Annotated in this window: 20 protein-coding genes; 13 read left to right on the top strand and 7 right to left on the bottom strand. The window is 69.6% G+C overall.

Annotation, left to right across the window (positions count from 1 at the left end; all coding sequences use genetic code 11):
* The first annotated feature begins 21 nt into the window (after positions 1-21).
* From OB895_RS09190 to OB895_RS09155, 8 genes are all read left to right on the top strand, one after another.
* The gene (locus tag OB895_RS09190) at positions 22-1,152 is read left to right on the top strand and encodes a serine/threonine-protein kinase (RefSeq protein WP_228385641.1); all 1,131 of its coding nucleotides are present in this window, start codon (positions 22-24) and stop codon (positions 1,150-1,152) included.
* On the top strand, positions 1,152-7,142 hold the full coding sequence (locus OB895_RS09185; protein ID WP_079112178.1) for an Ig-like domain-containing protein: 5,991 nt from the start codon (positions 1,152-1,154) through the stop codon (positions 7,140-7,142). The genes OB895_RS09190 and OB895_RS09185 overlap by 1 nt, the downstream gene beginning before the upstream one ends.
* Positions 7,143-7,241: 99 nt before the next feature.
* Positions 7,242-8,207 carry an AAA family ATPase gene (locus OB895_RS09180; protein ID WP_042542259.1) on the top strand — a complete coding sequence of 322 codons (966 nt, stop codon included), beginning with the start codon at positions 7,242-7,244 and terminating at the stop codon, positions 8,205-8,207.
* Positions 8,204-9,574 carry a DUF58 domain-containing protein gene (locus OB895_RS09175; RefSeq protein WP_042542225.1) on the top strand — a complete coding sequence of 457 codons (1,371 nt, stop codon included), beginning with the start codon at positions 8,204-8,206 and terminating at the stop codon, positions 9,572-9,574. The genes OB895_RS09180 and OB895_RS09175 overlap by 4 nt, the downstream gene beginning before the upstream one ends.
* On the top strand, positions 9,571-12,123 hold the full coding sequence (locus OB895_RS09170; RefSeq protein ID WP_079112179.1) for a transglutaminase domain-containing protein: 2,553 nt from the start codon (positions 9,571-9,573) through the stop codon (positions 12,121-12,123). Before OB895_RS09175 ends, OB895_RS09170 begins: the two co-directional genes overlap by 4 nt.
* Positions 12,120-13,982 (top strand): DUF5684 domain-containing protein, encoded by a 1,863-nt coding sequence (locus OB895_RS09165; protein ID WP_079112180.1) that lies wholly within the window; start codon positions 12,120-12,122, stop codon positions 13,980-13,982. Before OB895_RS09170 ends, OB895_RS09165 begins: the two co-directional genes overlap by 4 nt.
* Positions 13,979-14,809 (top strand): PP2C family protein-serine/threonine phosphatase, encoded by an 831-nt coding sequence (locus OB895_RS09160; protein WP_042542228.1) that lies wholly within the window; start codon positions 13,979-13,981, stop codon positions 14,807-14,809. The genes OB895_RS09165 and OB895_RS09160 overlap by 4 nt, the downstream gene beginning before the upstream one ends.
* Entirely contained in the window at positions 14,806-15,570 is a 765-nt protein-coding gene (locus OB895_RS09155) for a hypothetical protein (protein WP_079112181.1), read from the top strand. The genes OB895_RS09160 and OB895_RS09155 overlap by 4 nt, the downstream gene beginning before the upstream one ends.
* A gap of 26 nt (positions 15,571-15,596) precedes the next feature.
* Here OB895_RS09155 and OB895_RS09150 read toward each other — a convergent pair whose 3' ends face one another.
* The 7 genes from OB895_RS09150 to eccD all read right to left on the bottom strand — a co-directional run bounded on the left by OB895_RS09150 (position 15,597) and on the right by eccD (position 22,031).
* A complete protein-coding gene (locus OB895_RS09150; RefSeq protein WP_042542230.1) occupies positions 15,597-16,064 on the bottom strand; it encodes a hypothetical protein in 468 nt (155 codons plus the stop codon).
* Between the two features lie 28 nt (positions 16,065-16,092).
* The gene (locus OB895_RS09145; RefSeq protein WP_042542231.1) at positions 16,093-16,806 is read right to left on the bottom strand and encodes a hypothetical protein; all 714 of its coding nucleotides are present in this window, start codon (positions 16,804-16,806) and stop codon (positions 16,093-16,095) included.
* A gap of 49 nt (positions 16,807-16,855) precedes the next feature.
* Positions 16,856-17,179 (bottom strand): hypothetical protein, encoded by a 324-nt coding sequence (locus OB895_RS09140; protein ID WP_042542232.1) that lies wholly within the window; start codon positions 17,177-17,179, stop codon positions 16,856-16,858.
* A 4-nt stretch (positions 17,180-17,183) separates the two neighbouring features.
* The gene (locus OB895_RS09135; RefSeq protein ID WP_079112182.1) at positions 17,184-17,909 is read right to left on the bottom strand and encodes a hypothetical protein; all 726 of its coding nucleotides are present in this window, start codon (positions 17,907-17,909) and stop codon (positions 17,184-17,186) included.
* Between the two features lie 91 nt (positions 17,910-18,000).
* Entirely contained in the window at positions 18,001-19,344 is a 1,344-nt protein-coding gene (locus OB895_RS09130; RefSeq protein WP_079112183.1) for a S8 family serine peptidase, read from the bottom strand.
* The gene (gene eccB / locus OB895_RS09125; protein WP_042542234.1) at positions 19,344-20,696 is read right to left on the bottom strand and encodes a type VII secretion protein EccB; all 1,353 of its coding nucleotides are present in this window, start codon (positions 20,694-20,696) and stop codon (positions 19,344-19,346) included. The genes OB895_RS09130 and eccB overlap by 1 nt, the downstream gene beginning before the upstream one ends.
* A gap of 3 nt (positions 20,697-20,699) precedes the next feature.
* Complete coding sequence (gene eccD, locus OB895_RS09120) at positions 20,700-22,031, bottom strand: type VII secretion integral membrane protein EccD (protein WP_042542235.1); 1,332 nt, start codon at positions 22,029-22,031, stop codon at positions 20,700-20,702.
* 288 nt (positions 22,032-22,319) lie between these two features.
* Between eccD and OB895_RS09115 the strand changes: the two genes are divergently transcribed.
* From OB895_RS09115 to OB895_RS09095, 5 genes are all read left to right on the top strand, one after another.
* Positions 22,320-22,634, top strand: a complete 315-nt coding sequence (locus tag OB895_RS09115; RefSeq protein WP_042542236.1) for a WXG100 family type VII secretion target — start codon at positions 22,320-22,322, stop codon at positions 22,632-22,634.
* A gap of 41 nt (positions 22,635-22,675) precedes the next feature.
* The gene (locus tag OB895_RS09110; RefSeq protein ID WP_079113895.1) at positions 22,676-22,957 is read left to right on the top strand and encodes a WXG100 family type VII secretion target; all 282 of its coding nucleotides are present in this window, start codon (positions 22,676-22,678) and stop codon (positions 22,955-22,957) included.
* A gap of 126 nt (positions 22,958-23,083) precedes the next feature.
* Positions 23,084-23,491 (top strand): hypothetical protein, encoded by a 408-nt coding sequence (locus tag OB895_RS09105; protein WP_079112184.1) that lies wholly within the window; start codon positions 23,084-23,086, stop codon positions 23,489-23,491.
* Entirely contained in the window at positions 23,491-24,861 is a 1,371-nt protein-coding gene (locus tag OB895_RS09100) for a S8 family peptidase (RefSeq protein WP_079112185.1), read from the top strand. Before OB895_RS09105 ends, OB895_RS09100 begins: the two co-directional genes overlap by 1 nt.
* Positions 24,854-26,332: a WXG100 family type VII secretion target gene (locus OB895_RS09095; RefSeq protein ID WP_153302123.1), complete on the top strand. Its 1,479-nt coding sequence runs from the start codon at positions 24,854-24,856 to the stop codon at positions 26,330-26,332. Before OB895_RS09100 ends, OB895_RS09095 begins: the two co-directional genes overlap by 8 nt.
* Positions 26,333-26,447: the final 115 nt, after the last annotated feature.

Below are 26,447 nucleotides of genomic sequence, written 5' to 3'. Positions count from 1 at the left end.
ATCCGACCGTGAGGAGCATGGGTGGCCACGCGCATGGCATCGACACCGCCGACGCTGGCGGGGTACAGCTATGTGCGCCCGCTGGGCTCCGGTGGGTTCGCCGACGTCTTCCTGTATGAACAGGACATGCCGCGTCGCGTCGCCGCTGTGAAGGTGCTGCTGGCGGATGCGGTGAACCGCGAGGTGCTGCGCACCTTCAACGTCGAGGCCGACATCTCCGCGAGGCTCAGCGCACACCCCTCGATCGTGACGATCTATCAGGCGTCGATCTCTGCCGACGGCCGTCCGTACTTCGCCATGGAGTACTGCCCCGACACCATGAGCGCTCGCTACAAGAAGGCGCCATTGGCGCTCGCGGACGTGCTCGACACCGGGGTGCGTATCGCCGGTGCGCTCGAGACGGTGCACCGGGCGGGGCTCCTGCATCGCGACATCAAGCCGTCGAACGTGCTCATCAACTCCCTCGGGGCTCCCGTGCTCGCCGACTTCGGCATCGCCGCAGCCGTGATCGACGAGGGCGACGGGGAGACGATCGCGATGTCGGTGCCGTGGAGCTCGCCCGAAGTGCTGCAGGAGCGCGTCTCCGGGTCGGTGCCGAGCGAGATCTGGAGCCTCGGCGCCACCCTGTACACGCTGCTCGCCGGAAGGAGCCCGTTCGAGAGGGCGGACCGCGGCTCCAATTCACGCGATCAGCTCACCGATCGGATCATCAAGGCGCGTTACACGGCGGTGCCCGTCGACGGAATCCCCCCGATCATCGACGAGATCTTCGCGACCGCGATGCACCGTGATCCCGCCAAGAGGTTCGCGAGCATGGCCGACTTCGCCGAACGACTCCGCTGGGCGCAGTACGAGCTCGGACTCCACCCGACGGCCTTCGAGGCGGCATCCGCCGAGTGGGCCGCCGCGGCTCCCGTCAGCTTCTCGGACGCCACGGCCCGTGGCCCGGTGATCACGACGGTCGCACCCGACTCGCGACGTGCCGAACGTGCCGCACGGCAGCAGGCGATGCCGCGCGATCGCGACGACCTGCCCGCAGCGCGTGCGAAGACCCGCTCCCCACTCGTCGCCGGTGTCATCGGCGCGCTGATCGGAGCCGCGGTGCTCGCCGCAGTCGGTCTCGGCGCCCTCCACCTCACCGGGGTTCTGTGATGGCGATCGGCGATCGCGCGCGTGCGGAGGCGAACCCCCGATCACGGGGACGCCTGATCACGGCGATCTCCGGCATCGCCGCTCTGGCGGTGGTGCTCACCCTCGCCATCACCGCGCAGGGCTACCAGTCGCAGGAGGTGCCCCGGCTCGAGTCGTCGGTCTGGGTCATGCGCGACAGCGGTCAGTACGCACGCGTCAACACCGAGCTCGCCGAGATCGACACGGTGCGCAACGTCGACGACCCGGAGGCGGTCTGGCAGAACGGCTCCGCGGCTGTGGTCTATGCGCAGGGCAACAGGCAGCGCTGGGACGTCGACCCTGCGAGCCCCGCCGATCTGCTCTCCGACTCGTCGGAGGAGGGCACGCCGATCGCTTCCGAGCCCACACCGGCGGGCACGCGGGAGATCCTCTCCGCCGGGGCCTACGTGGCCTATCGCACCGACACCGGTCAGGTGTCGGTGACCACGCTCGACGCCGGCGCGGCCACCGCTCTCGTCGACCCGTTCGCGGGCGTCGAGGTCGAAGAGGGCGAAGATCCTCCGACATACACGGCGGACGCGATCGGATTGTCGCCCGAAGGACTGCTGGTGCTCTATTCCTCGGACGAGGGCGCGATCCGGCGGTTCGACATCGACGAGCACAGCTTCCTCGGCGATCCCGAGTCCGTCTCCGCAGCTCCGGATGCCGCCGAGGGTCTGACCCTCACGGTCGTGGGAGACCGCTGGGCGATGCTCCAGACGGGCACCGGCGAGCTGTGGCTCCAGGGGCGCGACGAGCCGATCGAGCTCGATGTCGCCGAGGATGCGCGCCTGCAGGAGGGCGCCGACTCCGGCGAGGTCGTGGTGATCGCCGACTCCGACGGCCTCGTGTCCGTCGACCTCGCCTCGGGTGAGCCCGAGCGCGTCGCGGAGGCGTCGGGCGTCCCGGCCACTCCTGTCGTCGTGGCAGGCGAGACCTACGCGGCCTGGCTCGACACCGGTGCGGGAACCCTGTGGGCGGACGGCGAGAGCGTGCCGCTGCGTGTTCCGGACGGGGCCCTCGACTCGTCGACGATCGAACCGGTGTTCCAGGAGAACGGTGATCGCGCGGTGCTGAGCGAGATCGGCACCGGACTCATCTGGACGGCCCCCGACGGCGTCCTCATCCCGCTCGAGCAGTGGGCGATCGAAGACGATACCGAGCAGCAGGAGGGCACGATCATCGTCGAGGACGTGGCCGAGCAGATGCCGCCCGTCGCCGTCGACGACGCGTTCGGCGTGCGCGCGGGTGAACAGGTGATCCTGCCGGTGCTGCTCAACGACCACGATCCGAACAAGAAGGACGTGCTGTCGATCGACCCCGACTCGGTGTCGGGCGGACTCGGCGATCCCGCGTTCGGCGACCTGACTCTCGTCGCCAATGGGCAGTCGCTCGTCGTCAATGTCACGGCGGGATCGGGGCAGGCCAGCTTCACCTATGCGGTCACCGACGGTGCCGCCGTGTCGTCGCCGGCGACAGTGACGCTGACCGTCGTCGACGAGGACGCCAACTCCGCGCCCGTGTGGTGCGGGGTCGACGCGTGCCAGCAGGAGTGGCCGACACCGCAGCTCCTTCCCGGTGGCAGCACCGTCGTCTCTGCGCTGTCGGGCTGGGTCGACCCCGAGGGCGACCCGTTCGTGCTCAGCGATGCCTACGAGACCGACTCCTCGTCGCCCGTCATGGTCGTGCCCATGGCAGACGGACGGGTGGCCATCCGCCACACCGACCCCAACGCCGCCGATGCGGTGATCTCGGTCACCGTCGTCGTCGAGGATGTGCACGGTGCGACGGCCGAGAAGACCCTCGATGTCCAGGTCACCGGCAGCCCGGCCCTGGTCGCCTCGCCCGTGGCGCTGACCGCCCGTGTCGGAGAGCTGCAGTCGGTCCGCATCTCCGACCACCTGTCCGGAGGATCCGGCTCGTACCGTCTGGTCGACGCCGTGCAGACCGCCGCGACCGCTCAGGGCCTCGAGGTCAACCCCAACGCGGCGTCGGGCACCGTCGAGATGACGGTGGCCGAACCCGGTCAGTACGTCGTGACCTACACCGCCCAGGACGTCTCGACCCAGGCGGAGCAGTCGGCGGTCATCCGCATCACGGCCGTCGACGGATCCGCAGGCCTCGCGATGGCACCTCTGACCGCGTTCGTGCGCGAAGGCGAGGACACGACCGTCGATGTGCTCCGTGCCGTGCAGAACACCAGTGGGCGAGTGCTCATGCTGGCAGATGCCGTGAGCTCGACGCCGCAGCTCGGCGTGCGTGTGGTCGGCAACGAGAGCATCCGCGTCAACGGCACCACGGAGGACGGCGAGCCCGGAGTGATCGGCAAGGCCACCGTGACGGTCGCCGACGGAACCGGAGCCGCGGTGCAGGGAACGGTCACGGTCTTCCTCACTCCGCCGTCGACCGTCACCCGGCCGATCGTGTTCCCCGATGCGATCACCGTCCGTGCCGGTTCACTCACGCGCATCAACGTCGCGGCGAACGACGTGGCCCCGCGCGGTGAACCCCTGGTCGTGCTCCCCGAGGTGACCGGCTCAGGTGAGTCCGGAGAGCTCGTCTTCGCCGATCGCAACGCGCTGCGATACCTCGCACCCACGACGCCGGGCACCTACCGCCTCACGTACTCGGTGTCGCTCGAGCGCAATCCTGCTCTCTCCGACAACGGCGTCGTGACGGTCACGGTCGTTCCTCCGGGCACGAACCGCGCGCCGACACCCTCGACACTGACAGGTCGGGTCCTCAGCGGTCAGACGGTGTCGCTGCCGGTGCCTGCGACCGGCATGGACAGCGACGGCGACCGCGTGGTCCTCGCGGGCATCGACCAGCCCCAGAAGGGCTATGGCACGGCGACGATCTCGGCCGACGGAGACGCGATCGTCTACCGGGCACCGGCGGCCGGCGTCGACGGCGGTCAGGTGACGTTCCGCTACACGGTGCGCGACCCTCAGGGCGAGCAGGGGACAGGCGTGGTCCGCGTCGGCGTGCTCGACGCCGACATCGACGACGCGGCTCCCGTGACCTTCAGCGACTACGTGCGGGTCGAGGCAGGATCGACCACTCCGATCGTGCTGGACCCGCGTCTCAACGACCTCGACCCGGCGCAGAGCGAGCTCGAGATCACCGAACTCGTGCCCAACGCGCCTCCGGTCAAGGGCAACCCGCTGTACGACCGCCTGAATGCGCTGATCGACTCGGACACCTCTCTCGAAGACGGCCGCGTCGTTCTCCGTGCGGGAGACACGGCAGGCACGAACTCCTACTTCTACACCGTCAAGTCCTCGCGCACGTCGAGCACGTCGCAGGGGCTCATCGTGGTCACCGTGACCGACGGCGCGGTCGCCGATCAGCCGAGCGTCGCCGACACCGTGCTCACCGCGCGCGACCGGGAAGACCTCCCGGAGCGGGGGATCGACGTCGTGACCGACCGTGTGAGCTGGCCGTCGGGCGATGCCTCCTCGCTCACGCTGAGTCTGTGGGGTGACCAGCCCGGATTCACGGTGCAGGGCGACCGCATCGTGGGCGCAGCGCCGGAAGACGGCGCGCTGGTGCCGTTCCAGCTCAAGGGCAAGGGGTCGGGAGGCAGAGACGTGGTCGCCTACGGGTTCCTGCGCATTCCCGCCTTCGACGACATGCAGGTGCAGCTGAAGCCCGGCACCACCCCCGTCGTGGTCGACGAGGACGCGTCTGTCTCGTTCGATGCGGCCGACTATGTCGACCTGATCGCCTCGGATGCCGTCGAGGTGGGCTCCGGCCAGTTCAGCGCCCAGCGCGCGGCGGCGTCGTGCTCAGCCGAGGGCTCGGGCGAGGTGACCTACCGAGCCGGCCGGGAAGCGCCCTGGTCGGACACCTGCCTCGTTCAGGTGCGGCTGCAGGGGCAGGAGCGCTGGTCGTTCATCGATGTGCCGATCAGCATCCGCCCTGCGGAGCCTCAGCTGCTGCTGTCGTCGATCTCGCACACGATCGCTCCCGGAACCACCGAGACGGTCGACATGTACTCGAACATGGCCGCCTGGGAGGGAGGCCGCGAGGGCGACGCCGGATCGCTCGAGTACCGGATCGTGTATTCGGGGTCGGCCTTCATCGTCACGCGCACCGGTTCTCAACTGACCATCGAAGCGCGAGCGGACGCCAGACCGGGCAACACCGAGAACGTGAGCGTCACCGTGCCGCAGTACGGTGAGCCGTCGGCATCCGTCCGCCTGGTCGTCGGCGCGGCGCCGCCCGATGCGCCGCGGGGCGCGACCTTCACGACGCAGTGCATCGTCACGAACCCGAGCTGCACGATCGATGTCGTCGACGTCGCGGGGGAGTACGACCCGTTCGCGGGCAAGCCCGGATCCGGGCTCCGACTGATGTCGCTCGGCGGGGGCTCGCGGTGCGATGTCGCATCGGTCTCGACCTCGGGAAGCACGTCGATCACTGCGACCTGGCCCGGCGGAGGGCAGGCGCCCGGGGGCCAGTGCATCATCCCGTTCATCGTGTCGGATGCGCAGGGACGCACCGGCACCGGAACCCTCACCCTCGACCTGCAGGGCTTCCCGCAAGCGCCCGCCAGCGTGACGACCGTCGGATTCACCCGCTCGACCGTGGTGCTCGACGTGCCGCTCGGCGAAGCGGGGCGCGCGCACCCCGGCGTCACCGGTGTGACGATCCTGCAGGACGGCTCCCCGGCGAACGCGTCATGCAGCCCGGCGGGAGGCGTCTACCGCTGTACGGTGAACGGGCTCGTCAACGGAGCGCCGCATGTCTTCACCGCAGCGGCCGTCAACGCGGTCGGAACCTCAGCGGCCACGTCACCGCACACCAGCTGGGCGTATGCCGCCCCTGAGGTGTCGAACGCGACCGCCACGCCCGTCTACCGCCCCGACGGCACCGAACGCGGACGCGGCATCGTCGAACTCGCGATCGCCGCGTCGGACGACTCGCTGTCCTTCCGCATCGAGGAGACCGGCCAGGTCATCAACCGCACCGGCGCGACGACCTCGGCCGAGATCGCGCTGTCTCCCGGCCCGCAGAACATCACGATCGTGCCGATCAGCCAGTTCCAGCCGCCGACGGGCGACGGCGGCAATGAGGGCGGCGCCTTCCGCACGTCGGTCACGGCCGCGGGAACCGTCTACTTCGACCCCGCGGGCACGCAGGCGAAAGCGACCTCCAACACGTCGATCGATGTCTCCGGCGTCGCTGCGCAGCCCAACGGCAGCGCCCTCGGAATCGACGTCGTCTACCTTGCGTGGCGCTCGGGCGATGCGAGCTGCAGCGCCGACGGAAACGGGCGGCTGCGGATCTCGGGCGCGGAGGCGCAGTCGTCCTCTCCCGCGTTGACCGGACTCGCCGAATACTCCACTTATAACGTCAAGGCCTGTGCCTCGAACGGGTTCGGCGTGTCCGAGTCGAACACCACGCAGGTCTTCACCTTCACTTTCGTCGAGGGCCCGAAGGGCAAGACCAACTACACGGTCGCGACCCAGCCCTCGGTCGAGGGCAACCGCTATTCCTATGGCCTGGAGTCGCCGCCCGAGATCGGTGCGCGAGACGGCTTCATCGCGCGGTACAACCTGTACGGATCGTGGTTCGAGAACTTCGAGCTGAGCCCCGATGCTTCGCCGCTGCCGGTCGTCGCGCGCTCCTGCCACTCGGTGCTGACCACCTACTGCTCCGATCCGATCGAGATCACCGCGAGGACCGTGCCTACGGTGGTGGTCGTGCAGTTCCAGGAGTGCGTACCGGCGAACCCTGGTGACCTGTTCGTCGTCAGCCGCGCTGCGCGCGGTTCGTACTCGACCATCCTCACCCCGAACATCGTCGACGGGACCTCCGTGATCGACGCGAGGATCACCTGGACGGGGGCCTACGCTCCGCTCAAGTCGATCACGCACCGCGCGCCGCTGTGCACGCAGCCGGATCCGGTCGACCCGCCTGCCCCCGTCCCGTCAGGCCCTGCCGAACCGGCCGACCCCGAGGGATGAGCGCGCTCAGATGACGACTCCCTACACCCCACCGCCCTGCACCGCGCAGGTGCCCGAGACGAATACGGTTGCCCTATGCCTGCTCCCTCCGTCGCTCCCGTGACCATCGCTCCCGAACAGGCCTCCTGGTTCGCGGAGACGTTCTCGATCCTCGCCGCCAACGTCGAACAGGCGATCCTCGGCAAGCGGCATGTCATCGAGCTGGCGCTCGCCGCGGCCGTCAGCGGCGGGCATGTGCTGCTCGAGGACTTCCCCGGCACCGGCAAGACCGCTCTCGCCCGAGCCATCGCCCAGACCGTCACGGGCACGAGCACGCGCATCCAGTTCACCCCCGACCTGCTTCCGGGCGATGTGACAGGCATCACCGTCTACGACCAGAAGGAAGGGGCGTTCGAGTTCCACGCCGGCCCCGTCTTCGCGAACATCGTGCTCGCGGACGAGATCAACCGGGCGAGCCCGAAGACGCAGTCGGCGCTGCTGGAGGTCATGGAAGAGGGCACGGTCACGGTCGACGGTGTCACGCGTCCTGTTCCTTCGCCCTTCCTCGTCATGGCGACGCAGAACCCGATCGAGCAGGGCGGCACCTACCGCCTGCCTGAGGCGCAGCTCGACCGCTTCATGATCAAGACGTCGATCGGCTACCCCGACGAGGCCGCGACCATGCGCATCCTCCAGGGCGCCGCACAGCCGAAGCATGTGCTCGACGGCATCGTCGGCACCGACACCATCCTCACGATGGCCGAGATGACGCGCGGCGTGTATGTGAATCCGCTGGTGTCCGACTACATCATGCGCATCGTCGATGCGACGCGTCGCGCCTCCGAGGTGCGCCTCGGCGCCAGCGTGCGAGGTGCGATCGCGCTCTCGCGCCTCGTGATGACGTGGGCGGCGAAGAACGGCCGCACGTTCGCCACCCCCGACGACGTCCGAGAGCTCGCGGTCGTGGCACTCGCCCACCGCCTCGTGCTCGAACCGGAGGCCGAATTCGACGGCGTCACCGCGGTCGCCGTGGTGGGGCAGATCCTGCTCGACGTCGAGCCGCCGCGCGAGAACGGCACTGCGTGAGCTTCAGCACCGAGTCCCGTCTGACGCGCACCACGGCGGGCACCAGCACGTCGACGCGTACGTCGACGGTCACGCGATACGACCGCACACGACGAGGGCCCGTCCGCGGCGCCGTCTTCGGTGTCCGTCGTGCCGCTCGCACGACGCGTCGCGCGGCCCGCACGGCTGTCGCGTGGGTGCGCGAGACGGTCACGTCGGCCGGGATGCTGGTCGTCGTGGCGCTCGTGCTCTGCATCGCCGCCGGACTGCTCTTCGGGTGGGTCGAGGCATGGGCGGTGGCTGCGATCGCGCTCGTGCTGCTGATCGCGTGCGTCCCCTTCATCCTGGGGACCCACGACTATCGCATCGAGCTGACGCTCGACCGCGATCGCGTGGTCGCGGGGGCGGAGATCGGCGCGACGCTCGATGTGCGCAACAACAGCGAGCGCCTCTCGCTGCCGGGTATCGTCGACGTCCCCGTGGGGGAGGGGCTGGTCGAAGCACACGTTCCACTGCTGCGCCCCGCCGCCCACCACCGCGAGCAGCTCACGATCGCCGCGCACCGCCGCGGTGTCATCGACGTCGGACCCATGACCATCACCCGAGGCGACCCGATCGGCATCCTCCGACGCGAGCTGCGGTGGCCCGACGTCCAGCGCATCCATGTGCACCCTGTCACGGTTCCTCTGCCCAGCACGAGCGCGGGTCTGATCCGCGATCTCGAGGGCACACCGAGCTCGACACTGGTCGATGCCGACCTCTCGTTCCATGCGGTGCGCGAATACGTGGTGGGTGACTCGCAGCGGCACGTGCACTGGAAGTCGACCGCGAAGACCGGAAAGCTCATGGTGCGCCAGTACGAGGAGTCGCGTCATGCCCGCATCGCGATCATCCTCGACCTCGACACCGAGTCGTACGAGAGCGACGACGAGTTCGAGAACACGGTCAGCGCTGCCGCATCCCTGGCGCTTCAGGGCGTGCGCGACGGCCGCGATGTGCTCTTCTCGGTGAGCAACGAGATCCCCGAGCACAGCCGTGCCGAGGTGCTGTCGATCCGCACACTTCCCACTGTCACGCCCAAGGCGCTGCTCGACGCGACGTCGACCATCGACCCTGCCGACCGCGTGATGCGCCTCGAGGCGGTCGCCGCACTCACCGCGCAGTCCTACCCCGACCTGTCGATCGGGTTCCTGATGACGGGCTCGCGCATGCCGCTCGAGCGACTGCGTCATGCCGCGGTCAAGCTGCCGGCGGCGGTCGAGGCTGTCGCGGTGCGCAGCGAGCTGGGCGAGCAGCCCACGATGCGCACGGCACGCGAGCTCGCGGTGATGACCCTGGGCGCGCTGGGCGATCTTCCGCAGATGCTGGCTCGGGGAGCGCTGCGATGAGCGCGGCAGGCCCCCGGCGCGGCGTCGCAGGGTCGCGACGTTCGTTCGCGCTCTCGGCCCTGACTGTCTGGGCTCTCGGATACGTGCTGGTCGGCGTCGGCCTCGCGACGGCGGCCGCGTGGCCGGTCTACGAGGCCCCGCGCGCTCTGGCGGTCGGCCTGATCGGCGGACTGCTCGGCATGGCCGTCGCCGTGCTGACGCGGGTGCTCCGGTGGGGCATGCTGATCGGTTCTCTCGCGGCGGCCGGCACCTATCTGGTCGTCGCGGTTCCGCTCGCGATCCCCTCGGCACTCTCGTCGATCCCTGCTTTCCTCGGCGGACTCCGGGATGCCGTGCTCGGGATCGCACTCGGGTGGAAGCAGATGCTGACGCTGAACCCGCCGCTCGGCGAGTATCAGGCGGTGCTGATCCCGTTCCTCGTCGTGATGCTGTTCGGCACGTTCATCGCGACCCTCCTCGTGCTCGAGGGCGGTCGTCGCGCCACGATCGCGGTTCCCGTCGTGACCGCGATGAGCGTCTTCGGCATCGCCTTCGGGGTGAGCGGCACGACGGCTCCCGTCTCTGTGCTGGGCGTGGCGCTTCCGGCGCCGCGGGAATGGCTGATCGGCGTCGCGCTCTTCGTGACCTCTCTCGTCTGGCTGGTCGGTCGCTCGCGGCTGCAGCGTGCGCAGGCGCTGCGCACCGTCGCCGCGGCGAACATCTCGCGTCGGGCGACGCCTGTGTGGCTGACCATCCGGCGTCATCTGCTGTCGGCGGGGCTCGCCGTGGTCGCCCTGGTCGCCGGGTTCGCGATCGCACCCGCAGCGGCCGGGTGGAACGATCGCTCGGTTCTGCGCGACGAGATCGAGCCCATGGTCGTCGTGCAGCAGCAGGCGAGCCCGCTCAGCGCCTACCGCTCGTGGTTCGCCGGCAGCACTCTCGACGACACTGTCGTGCAGATGGAGGGCGACCCCGGCGCGATCGAGCGCCTCAGGCTCGTCACCCTCGACTCGTACGACGGCCAGGACTTCCACATCGCACCCGAGGACCGGTTCAGCAGATTGCCCCGCACGGCGATGCCGGGCGCCGGTCGCATGTCGCTCGAGATCACGATCGGCGACGCGTACCGCGGCATCTGGGTGCCGTCGCCCGCGGGTCTCGCCGAGGCGCCCGACTTCACCGGCGCGCGGGCGGATGCACTCGCCGACGGCTTCCATGTGAACTCCGGCGGCGACACCGCGATCACCGTGGCAGAGGCGCCGGGCGGCGGAGAAGGGCTCGTCCCCGGTGACCGCTACACCGTGCTCGTGGACGCCCCCGGTGCCCCCGGCGAGGTCGCCGCGCTTCAGGGCTCCGCCTCTAACCTCGACACAGACCTGTATCCCGCGCTCACCGAGTGGGCCGAGATGCAGGAGCAGCCTCGCACGGGAGCCGGATACCTCGAGATCATCGATCGTCTGCGAGCGCGAGGCTACCTCAGCCATGCGCTCATCGACGACGACGCCGCGACGGGGTGGATCGCCTCGCTCGAAGAGTCCGAGGGATACGCGTTCGCGCCGAGCTATGCGGGGCACTCCGCCGCTCGCATCGAGGAGCTGTTCACCGACATGGTCGAGCAGGAGCGAAGGGCGGGGTCTGACGCCGCACCCGAGCTGCTGGTGTCCGCCGTCGGCGACGACGAGCAGTTCTCGGTGGCGGCTGCACTGCTCGCCGAGCACTGGGGTCTCGAGTCCCGAGTCGTGATCGGGGCACGGCTCGCGGCGGCAGAAGAGGTTCCGGGCATTCCGGCCTGCACCGAGACCTGCACGGGCGCCAACATGAGCGCCTGGGTCGAGGTCAGGGGGTCCGGTGGAGAGTGGATGCCGGTCGACACCACGCCGCAGTACGCGATGCTGCCGAGCTCCATCACCGAGGGCGAGCAGCTGCCGGAGCACCCGACCGTGCCCGAGCAGCCGCGGTCCGAGGCGCTCGACCCGCCTCAGGCGCAGAGCGATTCGAACAACGACGCACCCCCGCTCGAGGCGCCGCAGTCGGAGGTGCTCGCCTTCCTGCTGCCGATCCTCAGGGCCGTGGGACTCAGCCTGCTCGCTCTCGCGCTGCTCGCTCTGCCGTTCCTGGTGCTGTTGTTCGCCAAGAGACAGCGCGCCCGAACCCGCCGCACGGCGGAAGACCCCGAGGTGCGGCTGGCCGGAGCCTGGGAGGAGCTGGTCGACGTATACGCCGATCACGACGTGGCGATGGACGCCGAGGGCACCCGAACCCAGCGCGCGCTGTCGACCGACCGCGAGGCCGCTGACCGCCTGGCGGTGCTCGTCGATCGCGCGGTCTTCGCCGAGCATCCTCCGACGAACGACGATGCGAGCGCCGCCTGGGCGATCGTGGATGCCGAGCGGGCTGAGCTGGCAGCATCCGGCAAGTGGTGGCACCGCATCGTCAGGCGTGTGCGGCCGACGTCGTTCATGGGACGCATGCGGGCTGCGAGCGGTGGAGGTTACACCGGAGCCAGGCCCGCTCTCGCTACGCTCGGATTCACCGGGTCGTTCGGCGACCGGAAGAAGGGGAACTCATGATCGCACCCGTGGATAGCGGCTACGTGACGATGCTCGCCATCGTGGGAGGTGTCGGCGTGCTCGTCGGCCTCGCCGTCTACGTCTGGTACGCCTTGGCGCTGTCGCGTCTGTTCCCGCGCATCGACGGAGAGGGGTGGAAGGGCTGGGTGCCCGTCCTCAACGAGGCCGAGATCCTGGCGCGAGGCGGAGTTCCTGCGTGGTCGGTGGTCTTCTACTTCATCCCGATCGTGCAGCTGTACGGCATCTACCTCAAGGTCGTCGCGACCCACCGCATCAATCGGAGGTTCGGCAGGGGCGCCGGCATGACGGTGCTCGCCATCCTTCTGCCTCCGGTCTGGGCGACCATCCTCGCCTGGGGCACCCCGCCGCACCCCGAGGGCGAACGACTGGCCGCGTTGCAGCCTGGTCCTCGCCGCACCGCGCAGCCCGCTGCCGCGCCTGCCAGGGATGCGTCGGGGTACACGATCCCGTCGCTGGCTCCGCACACTCCGAGTCAGCCGGATGCCCCCGCGCTCGTGTTCCCCGACTACGCCGCGCCGACCCGTGCGAACGCGCCGTCTGACGCGCACGCCGTCGCCGTTGCGCCCGGCGCTCCCTCGGATGCCGACGCCGTCGCTGCCTCTGCGTGGGGAGCGCCGCCGCAGAGACCGCAGTCGCCGGTCGGGCCCCCGCCCGTTCCCGGGGCTGCGCCCGTTCCCGGGGCTGCGCCCGTTCCCGGGGCTGCGCCTGTTCCCGGGGCTGCGCCCGCTCCTGGAGCGCCGCCTGTTCCCGGAGCGCCGCCCGTTCCCGTCGCCGGGCAGCCCCCGACCGCCGGTGCGCCCGCTGCGTCGTTCGCGCCGCCCCAGCCACCCGCTCCTGCCTATGGGCAGCAGCCACCCGCTCCCGCCTACGGGCAGCAGCCTCCGGCACCGCAGTCTCCTGCGCCTGTGGCAGCACCTGCACCGCAGCCCCCTGCGCCTGCGCCTGCGACTCCTGCCGATCCGCACCCGACGACCGGGATCATGGCGGCAATGGGCGGCGACCCCGTGGCCGCGGGCACGCCGCAGCCCCCTGCGTCTCCTGCACCCGCCCCTGGCGACATCGCGGTGCAGCCGCCTGCGTCCCCGGCGCCCGCATCCGCGCCTGCGTCTCCGGCACCCGCATCCGCGTTTGCGGCCCCGTTCGGGACGTCGGGAGAGCACGCGCCTTCTTCGCCGCCCGTCGGAGAACCGCAGCGCGCGGTCCGACCCGCGCCGCCGTCGTTCCGCGACGGCGGGCACTCGGCCGAACAACCGCAGATGCCGACGATCCGTCCGGTCCCGTCATCCGCCGCAGATGTCCCTGCCGCCGCAGACGTCCCGGTCGCAGAGGCACCGCCCGCGCCCGCCGCTGATGCGCCTGATGCGCCTGCCGTGCCTGCCCCACAGTCTCAGGGGATGCCGTCGGGTGGGCTCGCGGCGGATGTCGACAAGACGGTCGTCACCCCGCGCCCGACGGACGACGTCGTCGTCGACGACCTCGACGCGACGGTCGTCGTCGCCCGCAGGCGCGGTGTGCGTCGCTCGCTGGTGCTCGACGACGGACGCAAGTTCTCGTTGTCGGGGGCGAGCGTCGTGATCGGACGCAACCCGATCGGCGAGCCGGGCGAGCAGCGGCTCGCGATCTCCGACACCACCCGCACGCTGTCGAAGACGCACGCTCGCCTCGTCGTGCACGACGACGAGTGGCGCCTCACCGATCTGCACGCCACGAACGGCGTCGTCGTGGTCGAGGAGAACGGCACCGAGACGCTGCTCGATCCGGGCGAGAGCGTGACCGGCAACGGCCGGTTCATCCTCGGCGAAGTGGGAATGCACGTGATGGCGGAGCGCGACTCGTGACGGTCTCGTCGGTCGTACTGAACGTCGCGTCCTTGACCGACACGGGGCTCAAACGCGCCGCGAACGAGGATTCCTTGCTCGTGGCATCCCCGGTCTTCCTCGTCGCAGACGGCATGGGCGGGCATGAGGCCGGCGACCGAGCGAGCGCCGCGGTGGTCGATGCGTTCGAGCCTCTTCGCGGGTCGGTGATCGAGGTCGCCGACATCGGCGACGCGCTGAGCCGAGCCTCGGCCGTCGTCGACGACATCTCCGCCGAGCACAAGCGCGGGGCGGGCACCACGGTGACGGGTGTCGCGCTCGTCGACCACGAAGGCGCACCGCACTGGCTCGTCTTCAACGTCGGCGACTCTCGCGTCTACCGGCACCACGCCAACGAGCTGACCCAGCTGACGATCGATCATTCGCTGGGGCAGGAGTTGGTGGATGCCGGTGAGCTCCGCGCAGAGGATCTCTCGTCGTTCTCGCAGCGCAACGTCATCACCAGGGCGATCGGGGCGCCGGACAGCACGGCCGACAGCTGGCTGCTGCCGGTGGTCGACGGTGAGCGGCTGCTGCTCTGCTCAGACGGCCTCAGCGGCGAGGTGAGCGACGAAGCGATCCGAGCCACCCTGACCATGAACGGGAGACCCGAGTCGGCCGCTGCGGCTCTCGTGAGCCGGGCGCTCAAAGCGGGTGGTCGCGACAACGTGTCGGTCGTCGTGATCGACGTGGTCTCGGGAGGAGCGAACACGCGTCCGGACGACAGCACGGCCGGTCGCGAGGCCGCATCCGCCTCTCTCACCGACTCGAGCCTCGAGGGCACGACGATCCCGGTCCGCGCCAGATGACCGACGACGAGTCCGAGGTCGACGAGACCGTCATGCTCACCCGTCGCGATCGGCGCCGGGGCGGGGTGGTCGTCGGTTCGCCAGCAGCGCCGAGCGAATCGGAGGCGGCTGTCGCGGACGGCGCAGCGGAGACCCACGATTCCACCGCGGCCGACGATTCTGAGGCGCCTGGCGATGTCGATGAGGCGACTGTCGTCGTCGACCGCCATCCGATCGCGGTCGACGAACCAGCCGGTGCCCTCGGGGAACCAGCCGATCCTCTCGATGAGGCGACCGTCGTCGTCGACCGGAGCCCGTCGAGGTCCGATTCGAGGTCGGATGTGCCGGACGGTGCTCGCGACGCGGAACGGGAGCAGGAGCTCCCCGATGAGCCGACCGTGCTCGTCTCTCGGACTCCGCGCCGTGTGCGCAGGAAGCGATCGGAACGGCCCGAACAGGGCGACGCCGTCGGCGATCCCGCCCCCGTCACCGATCCCATCACCGATCCCGTCACCGATCCGAGTGCCGCAGCCGTCTCGTTCGAGGCGCCGACCGATGCTCCGGAGCCGGCGATCTACCGACCGCGTCCCGCGCCACTGGGCCCTTCCGCGCCGCCCGTGGTGATCGGCGCCGCCGCGCCCACCCGCGCGGTGGACCCGGAGCTGCCTTCGGTCACGAAGCAGGGACTGCGCTGGAGCGTGACCACCCTCTTCGCGTTCGCAGCGGCCTGTGTCGTCTCGGTCGCCGGACTGGTGGCACTGGGCTTCGTCGTCTTCGCCTGACACCCTCACCCGGATGGGCGCATCGCTCAGCGCCGAGGCTCTCCCACCGGCCGCTGGGCCGCCAGAGGGCCCTGGAGGGAGCGCGCCTTCCAATTGAGGATCAGGAGGGTTTCGAGAGCAGCGGAGAGCACCACGGCATAGACGAGAAGCACGGCCCATCCGTCGGAGCCCACGGCGGTGATGGCGGAGAAGACCATCGCGAAGACCACCACCAGCCCGACCAGCGCGATCAGGCGGTCCGTCGCCGCGCTCATCTCTGTGTGCCCGCCTCTCGCAGCGAGAACGAAGGCCCGAACCGCGGCGACGAGGAACGCGGCGCTGAGCAGCAGGTTGCTGGGGAGTGAGACCATCCCCGGCGCCGCTGTCTCCTTCCAGAGGTCGAGGGTCAGCAGCACGCCGATGAGACTGACGACCACCAGGATCGCCGCGACGATACCCCGCAGACGCGCGGAACGACGAACTCGGTCAGGCGGAGAACTCGTGGAAGACGTCATGCGATTCTCCTCTGCGGAACAGCTCGCCTCAGCTGGCTGCGAAGTCGGGCCATCCGGTCGCCTTCGCGGCGACGCCCGCGATCTGGCTCTTGGCCGAGTCGATGGCGTTGTCGAGCTGCACGTTGGCGCTGGCGATCTGGATCAGCGCCGCGGCGAGCGCGCCGACCATCGCAAGGATCCCGGCGGGTGCCGCGATCAGCGTCGCGAGAGCGGCGATGCCGGAGATGAGTCCGGCGACCAGCGTTCCCAGCGTGGTCCACATCAGCGTCGTGAAGGTGTCGAGGCCGCCTGCCAGCTTCTCGAGTCCGCCCGCCACCGGGTTCACGATGGCGGATTCGAAGTCCGAGAGAGTCGTCCGCTGTGCGGCGGTGGTCTGCTCGTAGCGCTCAGCGCCCTTTCCGCCCCACTCCTCGTCGGTCTGCAGAGCGGAAGGATCGATCTGATCCTTCGCGTTCGAGAGCGGCGTGGCGAGGTCCGAGCGCCAGGTGCCGGCAAGGGCGCGGATCTGCTCACGGTAGCCGGGGCGCTCGTACGGGGCGGAGATGACATCCCAGAACTCGCCGAGACGCTCGGTGAGCCAGTTCCAGGCGTCCAACAGGCGGTCGGCCGCCCATTGCAGCCAATCCCAGACGTTCGAGAGAAGGTTGTTGACGTTGTTCCGTGCCTCTTCGATTCGCTGCTCGATGTCTTCGACCAGCTGACCCCAATCGGGGGTTCCCGAACCACTCACAGGGATGGACATTGACGCCTCCAGACGTTGCGGTCGACCCGCAGGTTCATTCGGACTTGGTTCACAGCTGCACGTCCCATGCGCCGTTGATCGTGCTGACCGTCTCGTCTTCGCGAGCGATGAACAGGTCGCGTACTTCGCGGAGGACCTGAGCGCCGTCAGCCGCCGCGGACGATCCGTCCGCAAGATATGTCGATACCGCGTCGACGATCTCGGTGTACTGAGCGTAGAGCTCGTCACCCTTCCAGCAGAACGCCGCATCCGAGGAACGCATCGATCCCGTGGCGGATGCTGCTGTCGAGAGCGTCGCCGAGACGCCATCCCACACCGTCGCATCGCTGCTGAGAGCTTCGGATGCGACCCTGATCTCTTCCGGTGAGAGCATCGTCTCAGCCTCCCCTTGTCAGCATTCTGATCATCTCGACCGGATCGGCCATTCCCTCGGCGTACTGCGCGAGCGGAGTGCCCTCGAAGGGGAGTGCCGGCGTCGCCGCGGCGACGGAGGTCTGGGCCTTCGAGAGAGCGGAGCGGATCGCGTCGGTGACGTCTCGGCCGTCGGCGGTGCGCAGCCAGGTCTCGTCGAGTCGGAGCCCCACGATCGTGCCCCTGCTGTCGAGATCGACCTGAGCGTTGCCGCGGCTGTCTTCGCCGCCGTGCACCTGAGCGGCGCGCTCGCTGAGCTGAGACAGGGTCGAGTTCAACTGCGTCGAGAATGTCTCGATGAATCGATTGACGTTCCGGTGGAAGACGTCGCCGTCCGCAGACTCCACGAGCTCGTTGATCTCGTTCGCGGCGATGGCGGGCGAGGGCGCGGGCGGCGCCGCGACCTCGGGAGCGTCGTCGCTGAAGCTGGCTCCCCACGCGTGAAGACGAGCGAGGAGCACCGTGTTCACGGTCTCGAGAATGACGCCGGACAACTCTTCTGGGCGGATGGATGCGCGCCAGAAGGTGCCGATCGTGATCTCGATCGACGGATCGTCGAACCGGACGGAGACCTGTCCGGTCGGATCCTCGGCGGTCTCGGAGCCGGTCTGCTCGAGCGCCTCGCGCATCTGGACTGTCTTCTTCATGAGCTGATCGTGCAGCTCGTAGATCGCGTCGTTGTCGTGAGCCATGCAGTTTCCCCCCCGGGTGAGCGTCGTCCGACGGTCCCACCGTACATGATCCGACTGCCCCCGCCCTAGGGCCTCGAGCGCGTCGCTCGGTTCAGAGAGATCTGCCCGTATCGGCGGAGCCCGGCCCGGGCACGTTGAGCAGCCCGCCCTCACGTTCGATCTCCACCGGATCCACGGCAGGCTGCTCTCTGCGGCGGCGCAGCACGATGAGGATGCCGAGCACACCGAGCAGGGTCGCTCCGCCGATGGTCGTGAAGAGTGCGGCCTCCCGTGTGAGCAGGAACGGCGATGCGCCGTGGTCGGGATTCACGGCGGCGGCAGGCGGGCGCGCCGCGCTCTCGCTGGTGTCGAAGTAGGGGCTAACCGGCCCTCGCGTCGTCTCGTCCGGGAGCAGCTCGATGGCCGCGAACGGCTGGATGAATCCCCATCCGTTGACGTCGTCACGGTTGTCGGCGTCGTCTCGCAGGGCCGTGGCGGTGAGCCGGTATGCCCATCCGGCCGGTGGATCCTCGGGGTGCGCCTCGGCCACCAGAGCCGCGGCCGCGCTGGCGTATCCGGTCGCGAAACTCGATGCGGGGGCGTCGGCGGCGAAGATGCAGTCTCCACCGCCGAGCGCCGCGCTCAGCACATTCATCCCGGGAGCCGTCACGCCGACCTGCGGGCCATGGATCGATGCATCGTTCGCGCGGCCGCTGGCGTCGGCGGCGCTGACTCCGAGCACCTGCTCGTAACCTGCGGGGTAGCGAGCGCCGTCTTTCGCATCGGGGTCCGATGCCCTGTTGCCGCCGCTCGCCACGACCAGGGCTCCGACGGCTGACGCGTGTTCCACCGCCGCACGGAGGTCGGGGGAGTCGGTCTCCTGCGAGATCGAGACGTTGATGATGTCGGCGCCGTTGTCGGCCGCCCAGTGGATGCCGTCCGCGATGCGCTGCGACGTCGGTCCGAAGCCCTTGTCCTTGTCCTGCTGCTGGTTGCTGCGGAACACCCGCACCGAGAGCAGACGGGCGTCCGGCGCGAGCCCGACGACCCCGGAACCGTCGACCGGCTGTGCCGCGATCTGGCCGGCGATCGCGGTGCCGTGCCCGGTGGTGTCACTCAGACCATCGGCGCGCTCGCCGTCGCCGACGAGATCCACACCGCCGATCACGACTCCGGCGAGATGCGGATTTCCCGCATCGATGCCCGAGTCGACGACGGCGACGACGACTCCTCTGCCTGTGGCGACGCGGTTGGCGTCTTCGGCGCCGAGCAGAGCGAGGGCCGGCGGGGCCTCGGGTGTGAACACCCTGGTGCCCGGGGTGCAGGCCTCTCCGGCAGTGGCTGCGGGCACGGTCGAGCCGAGTGTGGCCGCCGATGCCGGCGCGCTCGTCAAGACGGCGCCGAGCGCGATCGCGCCCACCAGGAGGGCGGGAAGGGCGGTTCTGCGTCGACGCATCACTTCGTCCCTGAGCCGGGCGACTCTCTGGCGGCTTCGGAGGTCAGTGCAGGGCCGGCGGCGAAGAACTCGATCCACGCGTCGGACACACGCCCGACGTCGTCGGGGGAGTAGCCGAGCTGAGCGATGGGGCCGCTCGCCGCGTCCTCCGCGCTCTGTTCCGCGGCGGCACCGGGGATCGCGAACGCGGTGCCTGATTCGTCGATGAGCACGGCCAGGCCCGCCGCGTCGTCAGACGCTCCGCTCACTTCGACGAGGGCGCCGCCGCCGACCGAGACGTCGACGCCGGAGCGCTCTTCCGGCAGCTCGGTCGTGGTCGCTCCGAGCACGGTGCGAGCATCATCGGTGACCATCGCGCACGGTGTCTCGCCCGCAGCGAGCGTCGTCAGCGGGAGAGTCGGCCAGTCCTCACCGCCGATGAACGGACGTGTCTCCACGTCTGCGATCTCCGCGGGAGACACCTCCTGCTCGGCGCCGGCCTCCTGCCCGCTGCCGAGAAGGTAGAGCTGGTAGGCGAGCGGGCTGAGGCGAGCGATCTCGCCGGTCGCGAGCGCCACATAGCGCTCCTCCGCGGGGCTGCCCTGCGTGTGCACGATCGTCCCCGCCGTCAGATCGGTGCCGGGAACCGAGGCTCCCATCGCGTTGAGACTGATCGGCTCGAGATCCTCGCCCGACTCGAAGAGATTGAGCCAACGCCCGTCGACCTCGAGGATGTCGGCGGTGCCGAGTCCGACGGCGCGGAGCACGGCGTTGGCGTCGTCCGACGGAACGGCGTATCGGAGACCGTCGGCGATCACGAACAGCTCGTCGCCGCGCTGGACGACGGCGCCGGTCCCGGTGGAGATCTCGGCGATCGGCGTGCTCGACAGCGAGACAGACGCACCAGCGGTGTCGTCGATGCAGGCCGTCCACGACGAGTTGATCAGGGCGCTCGGGGCCGGCAGGTCGTCCGGTGCGCCGAGGATGCCGATCGAGGGGCCGACCGGGATGCCGTCGAGTGCGGCCTGATCCGTGCGCACGACCTTGAACTCGCCGGCAGGGATCAGCAGTCGTGCGCTCGCCGTGTTGATCACCGGGTACAGCGTTCCCTCGACCGAGACGTAGCGGGCCCCGGTGTCGGTGGCGACGATCAGACGGTTGTTCTGCCAGTCGCCCGGGAGTCCAGGCTGCATGATCCCCCAGAACACCCCGACGAGGATGACGCCGATCGTGAGCGCGACTCCGGCGACGACCGCGCGCAGCGGCTTCGCGGGGTCGAGCTCTTTGCCCCCGGGGGCTCCACCGGTGAACGCCGAGAGCAGTCGTCGCCTGCTGAAGCCCTGGGCCTCGATCAGATCCTTCTTGGTCGCCATGGGTCAGACGAGCCCGGCCGTCGTGACGCCGAGCGGCAGCAGCAGCGCGAGGGCGATGACCTCGACCGTGTCGCCGAGCCTCGTGAGCCGCAGACGCGCCTTCGGCGTCAGCAGCGTGAGCCCGACCAGGATCACGGTGGCGACGACGAGGATGAGGAGCATCCAGGTGCGGACGTCGGGCAGGGCCAGTGCCACCGTGACACCGGTGACGGCGAGCCCGATCGCGCCGATCGCCATCAGCACGAGCACGCCGAGGCGGGCGTAGATCTGCCGAGACTGGAACATCATCCCGACGAACGCGAGCACGCACAGCAGGGCGCCGAAGACGCCGCTCGCAGCGACCAACGGCGTCGCCGTCAGGGCCGCGAGGCCCAGCGCTGCACGGAGTGCGATCAGGGTGCGCGTCCCTGCCGCTGCGCGACGCTTGACCTCGTCCGCGTCGATCGGCTCCGGCGCCGCGAACATGTCGGCGTCGCTCTGCGGCGAGATGACCCGGATGCGCGTGGAGCTGAGCGCGAGCCACGGGATGCCGTTCGCGAGCAGTGCGGTGGTCGCGAGCATGATCGCGTAGGGCGCGAGTGCGTCGCCGAAGATCGCGGCCGTGGTCGCGGTGATGCCGATCGAGGCGCCGAGTGCGATGGGCACGAGATGGATCTCGGGCTTCTCCTGGGTCACGGCGAGGCCGAGGCCGCCGACGATGACGAGGCCCAGTCCCATCGCGGCGAGCGGCCAGCCCCAGATGCTCTGCACCGGAACGGCGAGGTAGCCCGCGAGTCCGCCGTAGGCCGCGGCGGTGAGTCCGAGCGCGTGCCCGGCTTCGGGCTGACGGAGGCGCATGAGCACGGCGGCCGCGACGCTGAGGACGACCGCCCCCGACGCCGCGATGATCGCGGGCAGAAGGGAGGTGGGCGGGGTCGCGACGAGCAGGAGCGCGCAGAGGGCGAGGAAGGTGAGGCTGACGAAGAGGGCGGTGCGCGAACTGTCTGCCGGCGTCCAGGAGCCGTGCTGCTCGGCCGTGGCGTCGATCACCGCTTCGACGACGTCGTCGTACACACGCGGCTCCTGCATCAGGCCGCCCCGCACGAGCGTCAGCAGCTCCCCGTCGTGCACGCCCTGCGCTGCGGCTCCGCGTGCGGGGTCGAGGGGTGTGCCGTCGGCTCGCTGCAGCGAGTAGCCGCCATGGGTGAGCGTCGGGTCGAGCACGCCGAGACTCCGAGCGAAGCCGGGGATGATCTCGACGAGCGGGATCTGCGATGGCACGCCGACATCAAGCCGGCGGTCGTCGCTGACGACGGAAAGCCGCAGCACGGTGCCTGCCGTTGCGCTCTGAGTCATGGAACGATGCCCCCTCCATGGTGTGCAACCGAGCGGGAGGAGACCCGTGGCTGCGCATTCCGCCTTTCACCCTAGTTGAGGCGTGCGGCAACGCGTAGTCGCGAGGCGGGACGATTTCTCCATCGAACGCACGAATGCTGTGCGGATACAGCTGGTGTTATGGCGCATCCCGCCGATGTGATCTAGCCTGGCTCCTGAAACGAATCGTGGGGGGTTGTTTCGAAGTCGTCCCAACACAGGGATGCGCTCCCCCGCACGTGTGTCCGTGAGGACCGGAGGGAGTGAGTTATGGCTGATGTCATCTCCGCAGAAGAAGGGGCTCTGCGCCGCGGAGCCCAGGCGGTGCGGGAGACCAAGTCCGGGATCGACCAGCAGACCAAGAAGGTCCGCAGCGAGATCGAGCAGCTGCGCGGCTTCTGGACGGGTGCGGCTGCCGCATCGTTCACGACGCTGATGTCCCGCTGGGACGAGCAGGCTCGTCAGCTGAACGAGGTCCTCGTGACGCTCGAGGATGCCCTCGCAGGCACCGAGCGCGACCAGGCCGCAACCGAAGAAGCTCACCAGCAGACCATCTCGGGCCTCGGCTCGATGATGGGTTCCTGAGCGACGACCACAGAGATTTCAAGGAGAACATGATGCAGTCGATGTCAGTTCGCCCGGAGCAGGTCAACGCTCTGGCAGCGCAGATCCGCAGCGGGTCGCAGGGTATCCGTTCAGAGCTCGACCGTCTCGAGTCCGAGGTCGGCAAGCTGCGTGCGGCGTGGGATGGTTCCGCGCAGCAGGCCTACGACCAGGCTCAGGCCAAGTGGAACCGTTCGCTGAGTGAGATGCAGCAGCTTCTCACGCAGATCGCGGGCAAGACCGAGGAGATCTCGGGCCAGTACGTCCAGACCGACAAGTCGGCCGCCGGGCGCTTCGGAGCCTGATCTCCGGCGCGGGCCCGACGCAGAGATGCGCCGGGCCCGCGCCGTCTGCTGTGCTGTTCGGCGATCGAGTCGGAGGGCGCAGCAGATGTCACGGGAATCGCCGTAGTCAACAGGGAGGGGTTGTCGATGGCCATCGCATTCGACTTCGAGCAGATCTTCGCCGAGCTGAAGCGCATCGAGCGCGACATGCAGCAGTTCCCTGCCGCATCCGAGGTGGCCGTGTCTGAGGGCGGGTCATCGAAGGCCACCGCCGAGTTCCGGGTGGCCGTCACTCAGGTCGCCCAGGGCATGGGTGCCGTCACGGAGAACTCGATCGCCGCTCTCAACGACGCCAACCAGGCGATCCGACAGGCGGTCACGGAGATCGCAGAGCAGGATGCCGCGCTCGCGGATGAGGCGAAACTGATCCTGACCCTGCTCGACTCCGCCGGCCAGCAGACGCCGGCAGGCCAGCAGACGCCGGCAGGCCAGCAGACGCCGGTCGGCGGGCAGACGGATGCCGCCGCCGAGGAGCCTGAGGAGATGGACTACTGATGACCCGAGTGCGGCGGTCGATCGCTGCAGTGATCGGCGTGGTCGCGCTGAGCATCGCGGTCGCGGTCCCGGCTGCCGCCGCCACAGACGCGTCGGAAGGCGGGCTCTGGTATTTCACTCGAGGCAAGGTGCAGGCGGCGATCGATGCGGGTTTCGACGGGGCCGGAGTCACGATCGCTGTGGTCGACACGCAGGTGAATCCTGACGCGCCAGGACTTCGGGGAGCAGACCTCGAGGTGCGCGAGGAGTCATATTGCTTCGATGCCTCAGGTGAGAGGTACGACGCGGTGTCGTCCGACTATGTGGCCGCGAACCACGGCACGAATGTGGCGTCGATGATCCTGGGCACCGGCGAAGCCGTCGGCGGGACGCCGATCAGGGGCGTGGCGCCCGGCGCGAAGGTGCTCTACTACAACTCGATGGTCACCTCGAGTGCGCCCCAGGGCAACGACGTCGATTCGACATGCCTTCAGGAGAACGGCGAGTTGATCGGCGACGGCGACACCCGGGAAGAGAGGAACCTCGCGTCGGGCCTGGCCCAGGCGATCTCGGATGCGGTGGATGACGGCGCCGACATCATCTCCGTCTCTCTGGGGGGGCTCGTCGACGCGTCGTATGCGGTGGCCAAGGCGCACGCGGCCGGTGTGGTGGTGCTCGGCTCTCTCCCGAACGTCGGCGGAGTGGGCGACTGGCCGTCGAGCTACAACGGGGTGATCGCGGTTCAGGCGTTCGGTCCTGACGGGCAGATCCAGTACTCGACGTACGACCCGGCGCTCGCAGAGCCGTCGCCCAATCTGAGCGACGACGTGATCATCGCATCGCCCGGACTCGACGTCATCGCGCAGGGGACCGCTGATTCCTGGGACGCACAGCAGCTGCGGTCAGGCACGTCGTTCGCTGCCCCGATCGCCGCGGGCTTCCTGGCTGTGGTGAAGCAGAAATATCCGGATGCCACCTCGAATCAGCTCATCCAGAGCCTGATCCACAACACGGGCACAAAGGGCGAACACGAGCCGAAGTGGGACAACAGCGGTGGGTACGGAGCGATCTCGCTCACGGGGATGCTCGCGGTCGACCCGACCAAGTATCCGGATGTGAATCCGCTCTTCGACGCGGAGAACGAGGACGCTCTTCCCAATCAGGCCACCGTGGACGAGGAAGCCCGGTTGCTCGAGGCGGAAGCCACCTCGCAGCCGACGAGCGATCCGGCCGGCGGGGCGTCGTCGGAGGGCGTCGACGCGATGCCGTTCCTGGTCGGCGGGGGAGTCGTGATCGCGATTCTCGTCATCGGCGGCGTGGTGCTCGCCGTGGTCCTGACGAGATCGTCTCGGCGACAGACGACACAACAAGGGGGAGACCATCGTGAGTAGTCAAGGGGCAGGGCCCTACGAGACCGAGCTCGAACGGATCCGGGGGCTCGAGGACTGGCGGATTCCGAAGGCGGCGTCGTTGCGGACGGCACTCACTACGCTGGACCGCGCATTGGGCACTGTGCTCGAGTCGGCGGCGTGGGAGGGAAGCTCTGCAGAGGCTGCGCGGAGCGCGCTGGCTCGGCTGCAGCAGAACTTCCGGATGATCGAGACGTACGTGGGGCATCTCACCGAGACGATCGAACACGCCAACACCTACCGCCGCAACGCCGCGGCCGCGGAGCTCCCGTCAGCCACCGTCGATCCGTTCTGGGCGAACGCGGCCAAGGTGGGATCCGTCGTCGTGCACCCGGTGCTCGGCCCGCTCGCCGCCGACAAGGCCCTCGATGTGATCGGCGGGTTCCTCGGCAACCAGCGTGAGGAGGAAGCGAAGAAGATCGTCGATCAGATCGAGAGGGACCTCTCGCCGTCGGCGAAGTCGCTCACAAAGGCATCCTCGACGTTGGCGGATTTCGATCCGCGCGTCGCAGTACCCACCCCGCCTGAGAAGCCGGTCGACCCAGGGACGGGCATCGATGGTCCGCAGATCACCTATCCCGGAGGAGGGTCGTCGCCTTCGGGTCCCGGGGCCGGCGGCGGCGGGCAGCAGCCCTCGACGCCGACGTTCCCGACGCACCCCGGCGGCGGGGGTGGAAGCGGCGGCCTCAACCCCGGCGGCTGGGAGCCGACGTATCCCGGCGGCTGGGAGCCGACGTACCCCGGCGGTGGGGAGCCGACGTATCCCGGCGGCTGGGAGCCGACCTATCCCGGTGGGGTGGAAGGCGTCGACCCCGACGGCTCGGGCAGCGGAGACGGCGACCCTTCGGTCGATCACCCCGGCGGCGGGGTGCTCCCCGGGGCGCCCATCGGCACGGGTGGTGGCGGTTACCCCGGTGGGGCCGGCGGCCCTGGTTCTGGTGCGTCCCCGGGCGGTTCGCTTCCTGGGGCGTTCCTGCCCGGTGGCGGTGGCGGCCTGGGTGGCGTCGTCGGAGGGGGTGCGGGAGCGGCGGCGATCGCCGCCAGCTCGAAGATCGCCAGTGTCGGCAGCATGGGAGGAATCGGCGGCTCGGCATCCGGCGCAGGGCTCAAGTCGGGCGGCGGGCTCCTCGGCAACTCCGCGTCCGGCGCTGCCGGCGGAACGGCCGCGGGCGGCACTGCTCGCGGTGGCGTCGGTGGCGTGGGTGGCGTGGGTGGCGTGGGCGGCGCGGGCGGCCCCGGTTCTGCGTCGGGCTCGGCCGGTGCCGGTTCGTCCGGTGCGGCCGGTGGTCGCCCCGGCATGGGCATGATGGGCGCCGGCGGAGCCGACGAGGAGGACAAGGCGAAGCGCTCCGGACTCGGAGGCCCGATCGCCCCCAAGCTCGAAGATGAAGAGGAGCGTGGTCCGCGTGCGAAGAGCGCGCAGGCCGGCTCCCGTGACGAGCACACAGACTGATCCACGGGGCGGCGGAGAGCGTGGGCGGCGGATGCCGTGCACGCCCTCGGCATCAGGGTGATCAGTGGTCGGATGGGCCGCGGCGAGAGCCGCACACGGTCGATAGGGTTCAGGT

This window comes from Microbacterium forte, from assembly GCF_031885415.1.
GTDB lineage: Bacteria > Actinomycetota > Actinomycetes > Actinomycetales > Microbacteriaceae > Microbacterium > Microbacterium forte.
The sequence above is the reverse complement of the archived record's forward strand: the minus strand, read 5'-3'. Positions and strand labels throughout refer to the sequence as shown.